A 15,330-nucleotide genomic window follows, 5' to 3' on the forward strand; every position below is an offset into this window, starting at 1 on the left:
GGGACTTACTCGGCGCCGAGTCCGGCGTCACTGACGGTCGGCTCGCCCTCGGCCTTGAGGACCTTGTTCAGGAGGGTGAGGTCGTAGATGCCGTCCAGCTCGGGGTTCTCCAGCAGGCCGGCCTTGACGGCGTGCTTCGCCTCGGTGTCGAGGGTCGCGGCCAGCGGGTCGTCGGTGAACTGGACGGACTTCCACGCCGGGTCCAGCACCTTCGCGGGCAGCTCCTTGCCGGAGTCGACGCCGAGCTGCTTGTTCGCGGCGGCCTTCGCCTCGTCCGGGTTGGCGTTGATCCACTTGTTGGTCTCGACCGACGCCTTGAGGACCGCCTCGACGGCCTTCGGGTGCTCCTTGAGGAACTTCTGCGACACGATGATGTTCGTGATCACGAACTTCTTGTCCGGCCACAGCGTCGACTCGTCCAGCAGCACCTTGCCGCCCTCGGCGACCAGCTTGGACGCGGTCGGCTCCGGCACCCAGGCGCCGTCGATGGAGCCGGACTTGTAGGCGTCCGGGGTCACCTTGTTGTCCGTGCGGACGACGGACACGTCACCCTTGCCGCTCTGCGCGTCGACCTTCCAGCCCTGCTCGGCCACCCAGTTGAGGAACGCCACGTCCTGCGTGTTGCCGAGCTGGGGGGTCGCGATCTTCTTGCCCTTGACGTCCTTCAGGGACGTGATCTTCTTCGGGTTGACGACCAGCTTCACCCCGCCGGAGGCCGAACCGCCGATGATGCGCAGGCTCTTGCCGTCGGACTTGGTGTAGCCGTTGATCGCCGGGGAGGGGCCGATCCAGCCGATGTCGATGGAACCCGAGTTCAGCGCCTCGATCTCGGACGGACCGGCGTTGAAGACCTGGTACTTGGCCTCAGTGGCGCCCAGCTCCTTCTGGAAGAAGCCCTTCTGCTTGCCGACCAGGGCGGTGGCGTGGGTGAGGTTGCCGAAGTAGCCGATCTTGACGGAGCCGAGCCCGTCGATCTTCTTGGCGCCGGTGGCGATCTTGGCGCCCGCGTTGTCGTCCTTGGAGTCGGACCCGTAGCCGCAGGCTGCGAGGGACAGCAGGGGAAGTGCGGCGATCGCGGCGATGCCGCGGCGGAGCAGAGCGGAGCGGTTGGCAGGCACGGGAGGTTTTCCTCTCGTTGGCCCGGCGGTCACGGTCTCTCAGGTCGTGGCCGGGAGTCGGCAAAGGGTCTTCGTCGCTTCCGGGGTGGGGGTCCCCCCGCTTGCGAGCGAAGCCGAGCATGTGGGGGAGGGTGGGGGGACGGGGCGCGCAGGCAGTGCGCGTACGTCACAGCGCACATCGAGCGACCCCGCCCTGCCCGCTGCCGAGGGCGCCGCTGCCGACACGGCCGCCCTCCTTCGCGAACGTCGAGTAGAAATCGGTGGAGTTCATCGCTCAGAAGTCCCAGCCGTCGTCGTCGGCCGCGTCCTTGACCGGCTCGGGGGACGCGAACGACTCGCCGACCATGCCCGCGGTGAGCGTGGTGCCGTCGGCGGGGTCGATCAGGATGAAGGAGCCCGTGCGGCGCGAGTCGGCGTAGGAGTCGACCGGCAGCGGCTCGGCGGTACGGATCTTCACCCGGCCGATGTCGTTGGCGACGAGCTGTCCCGGATGCGGGTGCAGGGACAGGTCGTCGAGGGTCAGCCGGGACGGGATGTCCTTCACGATCGCCTTGACCGTGCGGGTGCCGTGCTTGAGCAGCACCCGGTGACCGACGGTCAGCGGCGCGTCCGCGACGTGGCAGACCGTCGCCTCCACGTCCTGCGTGGTGGCGGGGGCGTCCTTCGTCGGCACGATCAGGTCGCCGCGCGAGACGTCGATGTCGTCCGCGAGCAGCACCGTCACCGACTGCGTCGTCCAGGCCACGTCGACCGGCTCGCCGAGCAGATCGATGCCGGAGATCGTCGAGGTACACCCGGACGGCAGGACGGTGACCGGCTCGCCCACGCGGAACGTACCGGCCGCGATCTGGCCCGCGTAGCCCCGGTAGTCCGGGTGCTCGGCGGTCTGCGGACGGATCACGTACTGCACGGGCAGCCGCGCGTGGCAGTGCGCCAGGTCATGGCTGACGGGCACGGTCTCCAGGTGCTCCAGCACGGTCGGACCGCCGTACCAGTCCATGTTCGCGGAGGGCTCCACCACGTTGTCGCCGGCCAGTGCCGAGATCGGGATCGCGGTGACCTCCGGGACGCCCAGCTCGGTCGCGTACGCCGTGAACTCCTCGGCGATCGCGGCGAAGACCTTCTCCTCGTACCCGACGAGGTCCATCTTGTTGACGGCGAGGACGACGTGCGGCACGCGCAGGAGGGCGGCGATGGCCGCGTGCCGGCGGGTCTGCTCGACGACGCCGTTGCGGGCGTCGACCAGGATCACCGTCAGCTCGGCCGTGGAGGCGCCGGTGACCATGTTGCGGGTGTACTGCACATGGCCCGGGGTGTCGGCGAGGATGAACCGGCGGCGCGGGGTCGCGAAGTAGCGGTAGGCGACGTCGATGGTGATGCCCTGCTCGCGTTCGGCGCGCAGGCCGTCGGTGAGCAGCGCGAGGTCCGGGCCGTCCTGGCCCCGGCTCGCGGAGGCGCGCTCGACGGCCTCCAGCTGGTCGGCGAGAACCGACTTGGAGTCGTGCAGCAGCCGTCCGACGAGCGTGGACTTGCCGTCGTCGACGGAGCCGGCGGTGGCGAACCGGAGCAGGGTGGTGGCCGAGAGCGCCTCGGTCGTGGTCGTGCTCATGCTTAGAAGTACCCCTCGCGCTTGCGGTCTTCCATCGCGGCCTCGGACAGCTTGTCGTCGGCGCGGGTCGCGCCCCGCTCGGTCAGCCGGGACGCGGCGATCTCGGCGATGACCTTCTCGATCGTGTCGGCGTCGGAGTCGACCGCGCCGGTGCAGGACATGTCGCCGACGGTGCGATAGCGCACCTGCCGCTTCTCGACCGTCTCGCCGTCCTTCGGCCCGCCCCACTCCCCGGCGGTGAGCCACATGCCGCCGCGCTGGAACACCTCGCGCTCGTGGGCGAAGTAGATCTCCGGCAGCTCGATGCCCTCGCGGGCGATGTACTGCCAGACGTCCAGCTCGGTCCAGTTGCTGAGCGGGAAGACCCGGACGTGCTCACCAGGGGAGTGCCGGCCGTTGTACAGGTTCCACAGCTCCGGGCGCTGGCGGCGCGGGTCCCACTGGGAGAACTCGTCGCGCAGCGAGAAGACCCGCTCCTTGGCGCGGGCCTTCTCCTCGTCGCGGCGGCCACCGCCGAAGACGGCGTCGAACTTCTCGCTCTGGATCTTCTCCGTCAGGGGGAGCGTCTGGAGCGGGTTGCGGGTGCCGTCGGGACGTTCCTTGAGCACACCGCGGTCGATGTAGTCCTGGACGGACGCCACATGGAGGCGCAGCCCATGTGCGGCCACCACACGGTCCCGGTACTCAAGGACCTCCGGGAAGTTGTGCCCGGTGTCCACATGGAGCAGGGAGAACGGCACCGGCGCGGGGGTGAAGGCCTTCAGCGCGAGGTGCAGCATGACGATGGAGTCCTTGCCCCCGGAGAACAGGATCACCGGGTTCTCGAACTCGCCCGCGACCTCGCGGAAGATGTGCACCGCCTCGGACTCCAGCGCGTCCAGGTGCGACAGCGCGTACGGGCTGTCCGTGCCCTCGTCCACCTTGGCGACCGTGGTCATGCCAGTCCCCTCTCGCTCAGCAGCGCGTACACCGACGCGGCCGACTCCTGGACCGTCTGGTGCTGCGACTCGATCCGCAGATCGGGCTTCTCCGGCTCCTCGTACGGGTCGTCGACCCCGGTGAGCCCGGTCAGCTCGCCCGCGGCCTGCTTGGCGTACAGCCCCTTCACATCGCGCACGCTGCACACCTCGACCGGGGTCGCCACATGGATCTCCAGGTACGGCGTCCCGTTCTCCTCGTGCCGCCCCCGCACCGCGTCCCGGCTCTCCGTGTACGGAGCGATCACCGGGACCAGCGCCTTGACGCCGTTGCGGGCCAGCAGCTCGGCGACGAAGCCGATGCGCTGCACATTGGTGTGCCGGTCCTCCCGGGAGAAGCCGAGGCCCGCCGAGATGAACTCGCGGATCTCATCGCCGTCGAGCACCTCGACACGGTGGCCCTCGGCGCGCAACCGGCCCGCCAGCTCGTACGCGATGGTGGTCTTGCCGGCGCTCGGCAGACCCGTGAGCCAGACGGTGGCTCCGGTCGTCACGTGGTTCTCCTGAATCCGCTCGTTCGTCATCCGTGCAGTCCGCACTCGGTCTTGGCCCGGCCCGCCCAGCGGCCGGCCCGCGCGTCCTCGCCCTCCAGGACTCTGCGGGTGCACGGGGCGCAGCCGACGGAGGCGTAGCCGTCCATCAGCAACGGGTTGGTGAGCACGCCGTGTTCGGTGACGTACGCGTCCACGTCGTCCTGGGTCCAGCGGGCGATCGGCGAGATCTTGACCTTCCGCCGCTTCTCGTCCCAGCCGACGACCGGGGTGTTCGCCCGGGTCGGGGACTCGTCGCGGCGCAGGCCCGTCGCCCACGCCTGGTAGTTCTTCAGGCCCTCTTCCAGCGGCCGCACCTTGCGCAGCGCGCAGCACAGGTCGGGGTCGCGGTCGTGCAGCTTCGGGCCGTACTCGGCGTCCTGTTCGGCGACCGTCTGCTTCGGCGTGAGGGTGATGACGTTGACGTCCATCACGGCCTCCACGGCGTCCCGGGTGCCGATGGTCTCCGGGAAGTGGTAGCCGGTGTCGAGGAAGACGACGTCGACGCCCTTCAGCACGCGCGAGGCGAGATGGGCGACCACGGCGTCCTCCATCGAGGAGGTGACGCAGAACTTCGTGCCGAAGGTGTCCACCGCCCACTGGAGGATCTCCAGCGCGGACGCGTCCTCCAGGTCACGGCCCGCCTGTTCGGCGAGCGCCTTCAGCTCCTCGGTCGTACGCTCTTCCTGAGCCGTCGTCATATCAGGTCGTCCCCTCCGTTGTCGGCTCGCTGAACGCCCCGGGCCAGCAGACCCAGGAACTTCAGCTGGAATGCGCGGTTGCACGCGGCGCATTCCCAGGCGCCGTGACCCTCGCCGCTCGGGCGCAGGTCCTCGTCGCCGCAGTAGGGGCAGTAGAAGGGCGCGGCCCGCTCGCTCACGACAGCGCCTCCTCGCTCGCCCGCGCCGCCCAGGTCGCGAACCGCTCACCGTCCGCGCGCTCGGCCTGGAACCGCTTGAGCACCCGCTCGATGTAGTCGGGCAGCTCCTCAGCGGTGACCTTCAGGCCGCGCACCTTGCGGCCGAAGGCCGGCTCCAGCCCGAGGGCGCCGCCGAGGTGCACCTGGTAGCCCTCGACCTGCTCGCCCTTGTCGTCGAGGACCAGCTGGCCCTTGAGACCGATGTCCGCGACCTGGATACGGGCACAGGCGTTCGGGCAGCCGTTGAGGTTGATGGTGATCGGCTCGTCGAAGTCCGGCAGCCGGCGCTCCAGTTCGTCGATCAGCTGCGAGCCGCGCTGCTTGGTCTCCACGATGGCGAGCTTGCAGAACTCGATGCCCGTGCAGGCCATGGTGCCGCGCCGGAAGGAGGACGGCCGCGCGGTGAGGTCGAGGGCCTCCAGGGCCTCCACCAACGAGTCGACCTTGTCCTGCTCGACGTCGAGGATGATCATCTTCTGCTCGACGGTGGTGCGCACCCGGCCCGAGCCGTGCGCCTCCGCGAGGTCGGCGACCTTCGTCAGCGTGGCGCCGTCGACCCGGCCGACGCGCGGCGCGAAACCGACGTAGAACCGGCCGTCCTTCTGCCGGTGCACACCGATGTGGTCGCGCCACTGCTGCACCGGCTGCTCGGGAGCGGGGCCGTCGGTCAGCTTGCGCTTCAGGTACTCGTCCTCCAGTACCTGCCGGAACTTCTCCGCGCCCCAGTCGGCGACGAGGAACTTCAGCCGGGCCCGGTTGCGCAGCCGGCGGTAGCCGTAGTCGCGGAAGATCGAGATGACGCCCTCGTAGACGTCCGGGACCTCGTCGATCGGCACCCAGGCGCCGAGGCGCACGCCCAGCTTGGGGTTGGTGGACAGACCGCCGCCGACCCAGACGTCGAAGCCCGGGCCGTGCTCGGGGTGGCGGACGCCGACGAACGCGACGTCGTTGATCTCGTGCACGACGTCCAGCAGCGGCGAACCCGAGATGGCCGTCTTGAACTTGCGCGGCAGGTTCGAGTACGCCTTGTTGTTCAGGACCCGGCGCTTCATCTCCTCCAGCGCCGGCGTGGCGTCGATGATCTCGTCCTCGGCGATGCCCGCCACCGGGGAGCCGATCATCACACGCGGGGTGTCACCGCAGGCGGTCACGGTGGACAGGCCGACGCCCTCCAGCCGCTCCCAGATCTCGGGCACGTCCTCGATCCGGATCCAGTGGTACTGGACGTTCTGCCGGTCGGTGATGTCCGCCGTGCCGCGCGCGAACTCCTGGGAGATCTCACCGATCACGCGCAGCTGGCGCGTGGTCAGCGCCCCGCCGTCGATGCGGACGCGCAGCATGAAGTACTCGTCGTCCAGCTCCTCCGGCTCCAGGATCGCGGTCTTGCCGCCGTCGATCCCGGGCTTGCGCTGGGTGTACAGCCCCCACCAGCGCATCCGGCCGCGCAGGTCGTTCGGGTCGATCGAGTCGAAGCCGCGCTTGGAGTAGATCGTCTCAATGCGTGTCCGCACATTGAGACCGTCGTCGTCCTTCTTGAACTGCTCGTTGCCGTTGAGGGGCGTGAAATGGCCAACGGCCCACTGGCCCTCACCGCGGTGACGGCTCACCTTGCGGCGGGGCGCGGAGGCGGCGGGGTTCTGTGGGGTGGCGGCCATGGAGGTACGTCCTTCGGGACAGGCGGGAAAACGGCTGACCTGCACGTCCGTGCGCATGCGGCAGGGGTGCGCGTCATTGCGCACGCGTGATCAGGTGCGAGGGGGAACGGCGGTGCTGGGAGGCGTCAGCTCGCCGGACAGATGGCGCTGGACATGCGGCCGAGGTCGACGTGCCGCCGACTCACCAAGGCAATTCCAGTTCCGGACATGACGGAAGCGTGTCACGGCGATCTGGACACAGTCCAGCTTCATCCATCATGCGGACACCCTTGTCCCGGAATGTGGAACAAGGGTGTCGTCGCTCACACGGGCGGTCGAAAGGCTTGTCCTGGCAGGTCAGGCGGGGTATGCACCTGGCCAGGGACCCGGCGCGGCCACGTCCGGCTCCAGCTCCACCTTGGTGTCGAACAGCTTGAAGCCACGCCGCTGGTAGTTGTCCATCGCGAACTCACCGTCCTTGCTGCACGTGTGCAGCCACACCCGCTTCGTCGGCGTCCGCCCCGGCCACCGCTCGGCAAGGTCCCACGCGCGGGCCGTCCCGTACGCCAGCAGGTGGCCGCCGATGCGCCGGCCGCGGAAGGCGGGGATCAGCCCGAAGTACACGATCTCGACCGCGCCCTCGTCCTGCGGCTCCAGCTCGACGTAGCCGGCCGGGGTGCCGCGGTCGTAGGCCACCCACGTCTCCACGCCGGGCCGCTCCAGGTACTCCCGCCACCGCGCGTAGGTCCAGCCCAGCCGGTCGGTCCAGCGGATGTCCCCGCCGACCGAGGCGTACAGGAACCGGCTGAACTCGGGGGAGGGCACCTCGGCGCGGACGATCCGGACGTCGCCGTCGGGGGCGGCGGCGGGCAGGAGGTCGGCCGGGGAGGTCTGCTCAAGGGACCAGGTGGTGACAGGGGCGCTGCTCATGCGAGCCAGGGAACCATCCTGCTGCCCGGTCTGTCGATCGGGTCCGGGGTGCCCCCGGCCCGGCCCCGGAGCCGAGCGGCACGCCGCGGCCTCCGGAACCGTGGGTCACGACGGCTCCCGGTGGCGGCCGTCAGTCCAGGGAGCGGTCCAGCTCGGCCAGCGGCAGCGCGAACAGCATGCGGTCGGACAGCGACCACACCTCGCCGGTCTCCTGCCAGTAGGAGAGGGAGCCCGCGTCCTGCGCCCAGCAGCGGTCCGAGGCGTCGGCGCCGCAGCGGGCCGCCCGGGCACCCCGGGTGTCCTGCCGCCACAGCCCGCCGTGCCCGTCCTGCGACTCGGGCAGCCGTCCCACATACCAGGACGGGCGGTCCGCCCCGGGCTTCCGGTACGACAGCAGGCCGCGGATCCCGTCGGCCCGGGTCCGGTACGCCTCCACCGCGTCCGCCCGTCCCCAGGCGTCCGTGGCGAGCGGCCCGGGACGCGCCGGATCGTCGCTGAACGCGTACCGCCACAGCCGGGCGCTCCGGTCGCCGCCGGGCGTGGTCCACTCCGCGGCGACGAGACTGTCGGGCGTCGTACCGCGGTCGAGGGCGAGCGCGCCCGGACAGGGCGGCCCGGAAGGCGCGCAACGGCCGGAGGTGAAGCGGTACGAAGCGACCGCGGGCAGCACGTAGTCGTGGCCGTCGGCGGACCAGCCGCCGGCCACGCGGCCGATCGCCGGCCCGTCGACCGTGGTGCGCTGGATGCGGTCCAGGTCGTAGACGTAGAGCGCGTCGGCGCCGCCGGCCGTGGTGGTGACCAGCAGCTTGTTCCGGTACCAGACCATCCCGGAGAGGCCGGAGGCCAGGCCCCGGTAGTCCCGGCCGCCGTCGACCGGCACCACCAGCAGCACCCAGCGGTAGGAGAGGTGTGCGGGGTCGTCCGCGTCGACGAAGGCGACCCGGGCGAGGCCGCGCTCGGCGGGGCGGCCGGTGGTGGTGCTGTGGGTCCAGCCGGCGAGGACGACCCGGTGGGTGCCCCAGACGCCGTCCTCGTCGGCGTCCCCCGAGGTGGTCACCGAGGCGGGCCGCCAGTCGCCGGCCGCGGTGTCGGCCGGGTCCCAGCAGTAGGCGCGGGCGGCGGCCGGGGCGACGGGCAGCGAGGCGCGGTCGCCGGTCGAGCAGTCGTCACCCTCGCGCAGGGATCGGTCGGTGCTCCGGAGCACGGTGTCCACACCGACCGGGCGGCCCATCGTGCGGGCGAGCCGGTCCAGGGAGCGCGCGGGGACCCGGTGCTCCTGGAGGCGGAGCCGGCCGGTGTCCGCCGGGGAGGTCAGCGGCTTCAGTGCGCCCGGGTTCTCGGTGACGTCGGCTTGGGAGGCGCTGATCAGGGTGGCCGCGGCGGTGAGTGCGAGCGCGGTGCCGGTCAGGACCGCACGCAGCGCAGCGCCCCGTCTGCGTCGGCGGTGTCTGCCGCGATGCTTCATCTCTCCTCCAGAGGGCGGGCCAACTGCGCCTCACGATCCCTAGGTTGACGCGAGGAGCAGGTGGGGAGGCCCGTACGGGATGCTACGGCAGGAACGGGCCGCGCAGGGCAAAGTCCGCGCAGATGGGCGGAAGACGCGCGTGCGGGGCCGGGCCGGGCCGGATGGTCACCCCGGTCCGGGCCGCTCGGTACGGCCGTCCTGCACGGCGTTCCGCTTCCGGGTCACCGCTGGTGCTGTCGACTGGGGGAGCAGGTGGGACGGATCTTCTGGAAGGATCACGTCCACTTCCGTGTCGTCGCGGAAACGATACGGCCGATGCTGGAGAAGTTCCCCAAGGTACCTCCGGATCCGGGACATCTCGGCCCGCACGGTCACGGTACGGGAAGGATCGCCGAACACGTCCTCGGCCAGCCCCGCCGCCCCGCGCCCGGCGCGGTTCTCGGCGAGCAGGAACAGCAACTCGGCATGGCGTGGACTCAGTTCCCGCGACCAGGAACCCGCCGACGCCGTGACCTTCACCGTGCAGCGGCCCGGCCGGGCGAGGTCCAGCACGATCCGGTGGGCACCGGCCCGCGGCTCCTCCTCCGCCCGCAGCAGCCAGCCCCCGGCCAGCGGCTCCACCGCGCAGGAGCCGAGCGAGGGCAGCCACCGGCGGCCCGGCGCCAGCGTCTTGGGCAGCGTCACCCGCCGCACGTACGGCATCCCGGTCACGGCCGCCGTCCAGCCGTCGCGGTCCACCACCAGCGCCCGCCCGGCCAGCCGGGCCAGCACCGGTGCCGCCACCACCCGCAGCCGCTCCAGCGAGGTCAGATGAAGCTCCCGCAGCCGGGCCTCGGCCAGCTTGGCCACCGAGTCCACCCAGGCGAGGGTCGCCGGATGCATGGTCTCCAGCGGTCCGCTGACGTCCACCACGCCGAGCAGCCGCCCGTCCCGCGGATCCGTGATCGGCGCGCCCGAACAGGTCCAGGAGACGTGGGACCGTACGAAGTGCTCGCCGGCGAAGACCTGGACCGGCCGCCGTACCACCGCCGGGGTGCCCACCCCGTTGGTGCCGACGACGTCTTCCCGCCAGTCCGCGCCGAGTTCAAAGCCGAGCCCGTCGGCCTTCCGCAGTACCGACGGCGACCCCTCCCGCCACAGCACGCGCCCGTCGGCGTCCGCGACGACCATGATGTGCTGGGCGACGTCCGCGACCGAAAGCAGCCCCTCCCGCAGCACCGGCAGGACATGCCGCAGCGGCGACTCCTCCCGCCGGCGCCGCACCTCGTCCGAGGGCAACAGCCCGGACCTGAAGTCGCGTTCGGGGTCGACACCGCTGCGCAGCATCCGTCCCCACGACTGCTCGATCACCGGACGGGGCGCGAGCCGCGTCCGCTGCCCGGCGAGCGTGGCCTCGCGCACCTCGCTCAGCACCCGTGCCGCCTGCGCCGCGTCCACGGCGGCCAGGCGCGCCACGTTCATCGGCGGGTTCACCACTGCGGTCCTCCCGGAAAGGGGCGTCGAACACACTTGTCAAGCCGTCCGGGCGGCGGTTTCCGGTCCGGCTGTGCCCCTCATACTGCCGTTCCGGACATGGCGGAGGCACAGACTCCGCGCATGTGCCCCCATAAGTTGCAACCCCCTGCAACCCTGGTGAACCGCCGGGGCCTGGCTGAGACTTGACCCAGGCGGTAGGGGGTGGTGCCGTGTCGGCGCAGCACCACCCCCTCCCTCCGAGACCTCGGCCGGGCACGGCAGGTCAGACCGGGCGCGCTCGATCCACCACCGACTCCAGGTCCAGGCCCGTCGGCAACGTGCCGAAGGACGCGCCGTGGTCGCCGCCCAGGCGGGAGGCGCAGAAGGCGTCGGCCACCTCCGGCGGGGCGTACCGGACAAGGAGGGAGCCCTGGAGGACCAGCGCCAGCCGCTCCACCAGGCGCCGGGCGCGCCCCTCGACGCCCTCCAGGTCGGCGAGTTCGGTGAACAGGTCCTTCACCGCCCGGTCCAGCCGGTGGTCCGCGCCGTGCGCCCGGCCGATCTCGGTGAGGCAGGCGTCCAGCGCGCCCGGCTCCCGCCGCAAGGCCCGCAGCACGTCCAGCGCCTGCACGTTCCCCGCGCCCTCCCAGACGGAGTTCAGCGGCGACTCCCGCACCAGCCGGGGCAGACCGGACTCCTCCACGTACCCGTTGCCGCCCAGGCACTCGGCGGCCTCCACGGCCACCGGGGCGCAGCGCTTGGTGATCCAGTACTTCGCGGCCGGCACCGCGAGCCGCAGGAAGGCGCGCTCCTGCTCGCCACCGTCGTCCCAGGCCGCTGCCAGCCGCAGCGCGAGCGCGGTCGCCGCCTCCGACTCCAGCGCCAGATCGGCGAGGACATTGCGCATCAACGGCTTGTCGACGAGCTTCCCGCCGAACGCCTCCCGGTGCGCGCAGTGGTGCACGGCCTGCGCCACCGCCTGCCGCATCAGGCCTGCCGAGCCGAGCGCGCAGTCCAGCCGGGTCGCGGCGACCATCCCGATGATCGTGCGGACCCCTTGCCCTTCCTCGCCGACCCGGCGCGCCCAGGTGCCGTCGAACTCGATCTCCGCGGAGGCGTTCGAGCGGTTGCCCAGCTTGTCCTTCAGCCGCTGGATCAGGAAGACGTTGCGGCCGCCGTCGGGCAGCACCCGCGGGACCAGGAAGCAGGTGAGCCCGCCCGGCGCCTGCGCGAGGACCAGGAACGCGTCCGACATCGGCGCCGAGCAGAACCACTTGTGCCCGGTCAGCACGTACGCGCCGTCCACCGCGAGGGGCCGCGCCGCGGTGGTGTTCGCGCGGACGTCGCTGCCGCCCTGCTTCTCGGTCATGCCCATTCCGAACAGGGCACCGGGCTTCTGTCCGGCGGGCCGCAGCTCCCGGTCGTAGACCGTGGACGCCAGCCGGGGCTCCCACTCGGCGGCCAGGTCCGCGTCGGCGCGCAGGGCGGGCACGGCAGCGTGTGTCATCGACAGCGGGCAGCAGGTGCCCGCCTCGACCTGCGTCCAGACCAGGAACCCGGCCGCCCGGCGCACATGCCCCGACGGGCGCGTCCAGGCTCCGGTCAGCCCGGCCGAGACGCCCTTGCCGAGCAGCCGGTGCCAGGCCGGGTGGAAGTCGACCTCGTCGATCCGGTGGCCGTACCGGTCGTGGCTGCGCAGCCGGGGCGGATGCTCGTTCGCCTGTACCGCCCACTCCTGGAGCTGGGCCGAACCGGCGGCCCGGCCCAGCGCGGACAGCTCGGCGCGCGCCTCCTCCAGGACGTCGGCCCCGGTGTACCGGTCGACGGCCTCGGCGAGGGCCCGGTCGGCGGTGAAGACGTCGTAGCCGGCCAGTGGGGGCGGCTGGTTCGTCACGGTGTGGGTGGAGGTGCCTGCCATGGTTGCGAACCTACCCGGGACGGCGGCGGTGATGGCTCCCGGAGTGGCACAGCGCCGGAAATCGACGCGTCCGTCGATGCGTCCCCCGGTGATCGCCCCCGGAAGGTGAGGACGGGCCGGTGCGGCGGCTACCGTTAGGACGTGCAGCCAGCAAGTGAACCCCCCGAGCGGCCGGCCGGCCGGCTCCACCGGGCCAGAGCCCTCTACCGGAACGTCTCCAAGCGCAGGACCGCCTGGCTGTTGCTCAAGGACACCGTCAACTCCTGCATGGAGTACCGCATCCTGGGCCTGGCGGCCGAGGCGGCGTTCTTCACGCTGCTGTCCGTGCCGCCGCTGCTGCTGAGCCTGATCGGACTGCTCGGCTACGTCGACGACTGGACCGGCGCCGACACCATCCACAGCCTGGAGACCAACCTCCTGGAGGCCTCCCGCACGGTGCTGTCCGACAAGGGCGTCAAGGAGATCGCCGAGCCGATCCTGCACGACGTGATGAAGGGCGGCCGGCCCGACGTGATCTCCATCGGCTTCCTGTTCGCCCTGTGGTCGGGCTCGCGCGCGGTGAACGTCTTCATCGACACCATCACCGTCATGTACGGCCTCGACGGCGTCCGGGGCATCGTGAAGACCCGGATCATGGCGTTCCTGCTGTTCATCGTGGCGCTGCTGATCGGCTCGGTGGCACTGCCGCTGATGGTGGCCGGGCCGGACGCGGTGGTGCGGATCCTGCCGTGGTCGGAGACGGTCGTCCAGGTCCTGTACTGGCCGGTCGTGATCGTCCTGTCCATCGTCTTCCTGACGACCCTGTACCACGTGTCGGTGCCGGTCCGCTCCCCGTGGATCGAGGACGTGCCCGGCGCGCTGGTCGCCCTCGCCATGTGGGTCCTCGGCAGCTTCCTGCTGCGCATCTACCTCACGAGCACCATCGAGGGCGCCACCATCTACGGCTCCCTCGCCGCCGCCGTCGCCGTCCTGCTGTGGATCGGTGTGTCCGCGTTCGCCGTGCTCGTCGGCGCGGCCGTGAACGCGGCCATCGACCGGGTCTGGCCGGCCGCGGCCACGGCGGCCGCGCGCGAGGCCAACGAGCGGATGCGGCACGCGCAGGTCGCCGAGTACGTCGCCCGCGCCGCGGCGGCCCGCGAGGTCGACCCCGACGACCCCGACATGCCGTCCGAGTTCCCCGAACGCTGGTCCCGCTTCCTGCCCCCCGAGGACGTGACGGCCCGCCTGCGCACCCACGCCAAGAACCCGCATCACGCGCACAAGGGGAATGGGCGGGCCGGGGGTGCCGGGGGTGCGGGGGAGGAGCGTGGGGACGGGGGTTCGGCGAAGGGCGGAGCTGGTCGGTTGTGATCGGCTGAGGGTTGCCGTGATCGGCTGAGGGCTGTGATCGACTCACGCCGGGAGTGGCCCCCCTGTCCCTCCCGGGCTCCCCCCTGACCCACCCCGGCCCTCCCTGGCCCTCTCCACCCTCGGGGTGGACCCTGCGGTGGAGAAGGCGGCTGCGTTCGTCCCCGGAAATGTCCACCCGGCACTCCACCCCTGCGCCGATCCGCCGGACACCGTCCCGCGCCTAGCGTGAAGGTCGTGAACGCGCAGGCCGGAGGCGTCCGGCCAGAGCAGACAGCCGGGCGGCGCCGTGGTTCGTCACGTCGTCCGGTACTGCTTTCGGCACCGGGCGAGGAGGCGGCGGACATGGCGGATCCGACGGGACACAGGGGACGGAGCGGTACGACGAGGAGGGCGGGCGGCGCGGGCGGGGACGCCGGGGCCGGCGGGAGCGGTGCCGACGGGACGACCGGACCCCCGGGGACGAGCGGCACGACCGGGATGGCCGGGGCGGCCAGGATCGCCCGGACGGACGGGTCCGTGTCCGCCGAGTCCGCCGAGCTTCCGCGGCCCTCCGGGACCGCTCGCGGCCCCCTGTTCTCCCTCGCCGTGGACCTCGTCCTGCCGCTCCTCGTCTACTACGTGGCCCGGGCCCTCGGCGCCGGCCAGGCGTCGGCCCTGCTGCTGAGCGGTACGCCACCGGCTCTGCGCCTGCTGGCCGGCGCGGCCCGGCACCGCAGGATCGACGGCGTCGACCTGTTCTTCACGGTCCTGCTGGCCGCTGCTGCGCTGGTGTCCTTGATCGGTGGCGGTCCCCGCGTCCTGCTGTTCAAGAACGCGGCACTGTCCCTCGCGGTCGGCGGCTGGGTGCTCGGCACCGCGTTCACCCGCAGACCCCTGGCGTTCCAGGTGGGGCAGCGCCTGCACCGGGGCAGCGCGGTCCGCGCACGGGACAGGATCTGGCAGGACAGCGCCCCGTTCCGCCGAGCCCTGCGTGTCCTCACTGCGCTGTGGGGAGCCGAGCAGCTCCTCGACGGTGTCCTCGGCTCGGTCGCCGCCGCGACGCTGCCGACCGACACGGTGCCGCTGCTGGACCGCGCCCTCTCGCTGCTCCTGCTGGGCCTGACCGCCGGGGCCACCGCCGTCTGCGCCCGCCGCTTCCGCATACGCCACGCCCTCCCGCTGTTCGGCCCCCCGGCACCGCCGACGGTCCACCGAGGCGGCTCTTCCCCGGCGTCCCCGCGTCCGAGCCGAGGGACCCGGACGACGGCTCGTCCGTGCACCTCCGCCTTCGGCAGGCCACCCCGGCGGTGACCCCGCCCTTCTGCCCCATACGTGCATGCGCTCGCCTTCCCGGTTCGCCAACCGGCGCCGCTCCGGGCGGCCTTCACCTTGCCGGCCCGGTGCCGGAGGCGACCCGCTCGGGTGTGCTCCGCCCCGGCCCGCCAC

Annotated in this window: 14 protein-coding genes; 2 read left to right on the forward strand and 12 right to left on the reverse strand. The window is 71.9% G+C overall.

All coding sequences use genetic code 11. The features are described from left to right. Nucleotides 1-5 precede the first annotated feature (5 nt). From C3492_RS11525 to C3492_RS11580, 12 genes are all read right to left on the reverse strand, one after another. Nucleotides 6-1,118, reverse strand: coding sequence for an aliphatic sulfonate ABC transporter substrate-binding protein (locus C3492_RS11525; RefSeq protein ID WP_103811649.1), 1,113 nt, complete (start codon nt 1,116-1,118; stop codon nt 6-8). Nucleotides 1,119-1,392: 274 nt separating this feature from the next. After that, nucleotides 1,393-2,727, reverse strand: coding sequence for a sulfate adenylyltransferase subunit 1 (locus C3492_RS11535; protein ID WP_103811651.1), 1,335 nt, complete (start codon nt 2,725-2,727; stop codon nt 1,393-1,395). A 2-nt stretch (nt 2,728-2,729) separates the two neighbouring features. After that, a complete protein-coding gene (gene cysD / locus C3492_RS11540) occupies nt 2,730-3,665 on the reverse strand; it encodes a sulfate adenylyltransferase subunit CysD (protein WP_103811652.1) in 936 nt (311 codons plus the stop codon). Continuing rightward, the gene (gene cysC, locus C3492_RS11545; protein ID WP_103811653.1) at nt 3,662-4,228 is read right to left on the reverse strand and encodes an adenylyl-sulfate kinase; all 567 of its coding nucleotides are present in this window, start codon (nt 4,226-4,228) and stop codon (nt 3,662-3,664) included. The genes cysD and cysC overlap by 4 nt, the downstream gene beginning before the upstream one ends. Continuing rightward, complete coding sequence (locus tag C3492_RS11550) at nt 4,225-4,935, reverse strand: phosphoadenylyl-sulfate reductase (RefSeq protein WP_103811654.1); 711 nt, start codon at nt 4,933-4,935, stop codon at nt 4,225-4,227. Before C3492_RS11550 ends, cysC begins: the two co-directional genes overlap by 4 nt. After that, entirely contained in the window at nt 4,932-5,114 is a 183-nt protein-coding gene (locus C3492_RS11555; protein ID WP_030645814.1) for a hypothetical protein, read from the reverse strand. The genes C3492_RS11550 and C3492_RS11555 overlap by 4 nt, the downstream gene beginning before the upstream one ends. Further along, entirely contained in the window at nt 5,111-6,808 is a 1,698-nt protein-coding gene (locus C3492_RS11560) for a nitrite/sulfite reductase (RefSeq protein WP_103811655.1), read from the reverse strand. Before C3492_RS11560 ends, C3492_RS11555 begins: the two co-directional genes overlap by 4 nt. 125 nt (nt 6,809-6,933) lie before the next feature. After that, complete coding sequence (locus C3492_RS46870) at nt 6,934-7,017, reverse strand: putative leader peptide (protein ID WP_309486338.1); 84 nt, start codon at nt 7,015-7,017, stop codon at nt 6,934-6,936. 127 nt (nt 7,018-7,144) lie between these two features. Next, nucleotides 7,145-7,717 carry a GNAT family N-acetyltransferase gene (locus C3492_RS11565; protein ID WP_103811656.1) on the reverse strand — a complete coding sequence of 191 codons (573 nt, stop codon included), beginning with the start codon at nt 7,715-7,717 and terminating at the stop codon, nt 7,145-7,147. A gap of 130 nt (nt 7,718-7,847) precedes the next feature. Then, nucleotides 7,848-9,182, reverse strand: coding sequence for a hypothetical protein (locus C3492_RS11570; RefSeq protein ID WP_103811657.1), 1,335 nt, complete (start codon nt 9,180-9,182; stop codon nt 7,848-7,850). A gap of 165 nt (nt 9,183-9,347) precedes the next feature. Further along, the gene (locus C3492_RS11575) at nt 9,348-10,643 is read right to left on the reverse strand and encodes a GAF domain-containing protein (protein WP_181140322.1); all 1,296 of its coding nucleotides are present in this window, start codon (nt 10,641-10,643) and stop codon (nt 9,348-9,350) included. 277 nt (nt 10,644-10,920) lie between these two features. Further along, a complete protein-coding gene (locus C3492_RS11580) occupies nt 10,921-12,555 on the reverse strand; it encodes an acyl-CoA dehydrogenase family protein (protein ID WP_103811659.1) in 1,635 nt (544 codons plus the stop codon). A gap of 141 nt (nt 12,556-12,696) precedes the next feature. Here C3492_RS11580 and C3492_RS11585 point away from each other — a divergent pair, with 141 nt between their 5' ends. Further along, nucleotides 12,697-13,905: a YihY/virulence factor BrkB family protein gene (locus tag C3492_RS11585; RefSeq protein ID WP_258055632.1), complete on the forward strand. Its 1,209-nt coding sequence runs from the start codon at nt 12,697-12,699 to the stop codon at nt 13,903-13,905. A gap of 342 nt (nt 13,906-14,247) precedes the next feature. Continuing rightward, on the forward strand, nt 14,248-15,195 hold the full coding sequence (locus C3492_RS11590; protein WP_258055633.1) for a VC0807 family protein: 948 nt from the start codon (nt 14,248-14,250) through the stop codon (nt 15,193-15,195). Nucleotides 15,196-15,330: the final 135 nt, after the last annotated feature.

This window comes from Streptomyces sp. Ru62 (genome assembly GCF_002920615.1).
Classification (GTDB): domain Bacteria; phylum Actinomycetota; class Actinomycetes; order Streptomycetales; family Streptomycetaceae; genus Streptomyces.

What these genes read in the sequence shown, in the direction of transcription:
- C3492_RS11535 (WP_103811651.1), bottom strand. Translation starts at nt 2,727, where the DNA reads ATGAGCACGACCACGACCGAGGCGCTCTCGGCCACCACCCTGCTCCGG.
- cysD (WP_103811652.1), bottom strand. Translation starts at nt 3,665, where the DNA reads ATGACCACGGTCGCCAAGGTGGACGAGGGCACGGACAGCCCGTACGCG.
- C3492_RS11570 (WP_103811657.1), bottom strand. Translation starts at nt 9,182, where the DNA reads ATGAAGCATCGCGGCAGACACCGCCGACGCAGACGGGGCGCTGCGCTG.
- C3492_RS11550 (WP_103811654.1), bottom strand. Translation starts at nt 4,935, where the DNA reads ATGACGACGGCTCAGGAAGAGCGTACGACCGAGGAGCTGAAGGCGCTC.
- C3492_RS46870 (WP_309486338.1), bottom strand. Translation starts at nt 7,017, where the DNA reads ATGTCCGGAACTGGAATTGCCTTGGTGAGTCGGCGGCACGTCGACCTC.
- cysC (WP_103811653.1), bottom strand. Translation starts at nt 4,228, where the DNA reads ATGACGAACGAGCGGATTCAGGAGAACCACGTGACGACCGGAGCCACC.
- C3492_RS11590 (WP_258055633.1), top strand. Translation starts at nt 14,248, where the DNA reads ATGGCGGATCCGACGGGACACAGGGGACGGAGCGGTACGACGAGGAGG.
- C3492_RS11575 (WP_181140322.1), bottom strand. Translation starts at nt 10,643, where the DNA reads ATGAACGTGGCGCGCCTGGCCGCCGTGGACGCGGCGCAGGCGGCACGG.
- C3492_RS11580 (WP_103811659.1), bottom strand. Translation starts at nt 12,555, where the DNA reads ATGGCAGGCACCTCCACCCACACCGTGACGAACCAGCCGCCCCCACTG.
- C3492_RS11560 (WP_103811655.1), bottom strand. Translation starts at nt 6,808, where the DNA reads ATGGCCGCCACCCCACAGAACCCCGCCGCCTCCGCGCCCCGCCGCAAG.
- C3492_RS11565 (WP_103811656.1), bottom strand. Translation starts at nt 7,717, where the DNA reads ATGAGCAGCGCCCCTGTCACCACCTGGTCCCTTGAGCAGACCTCCCCG.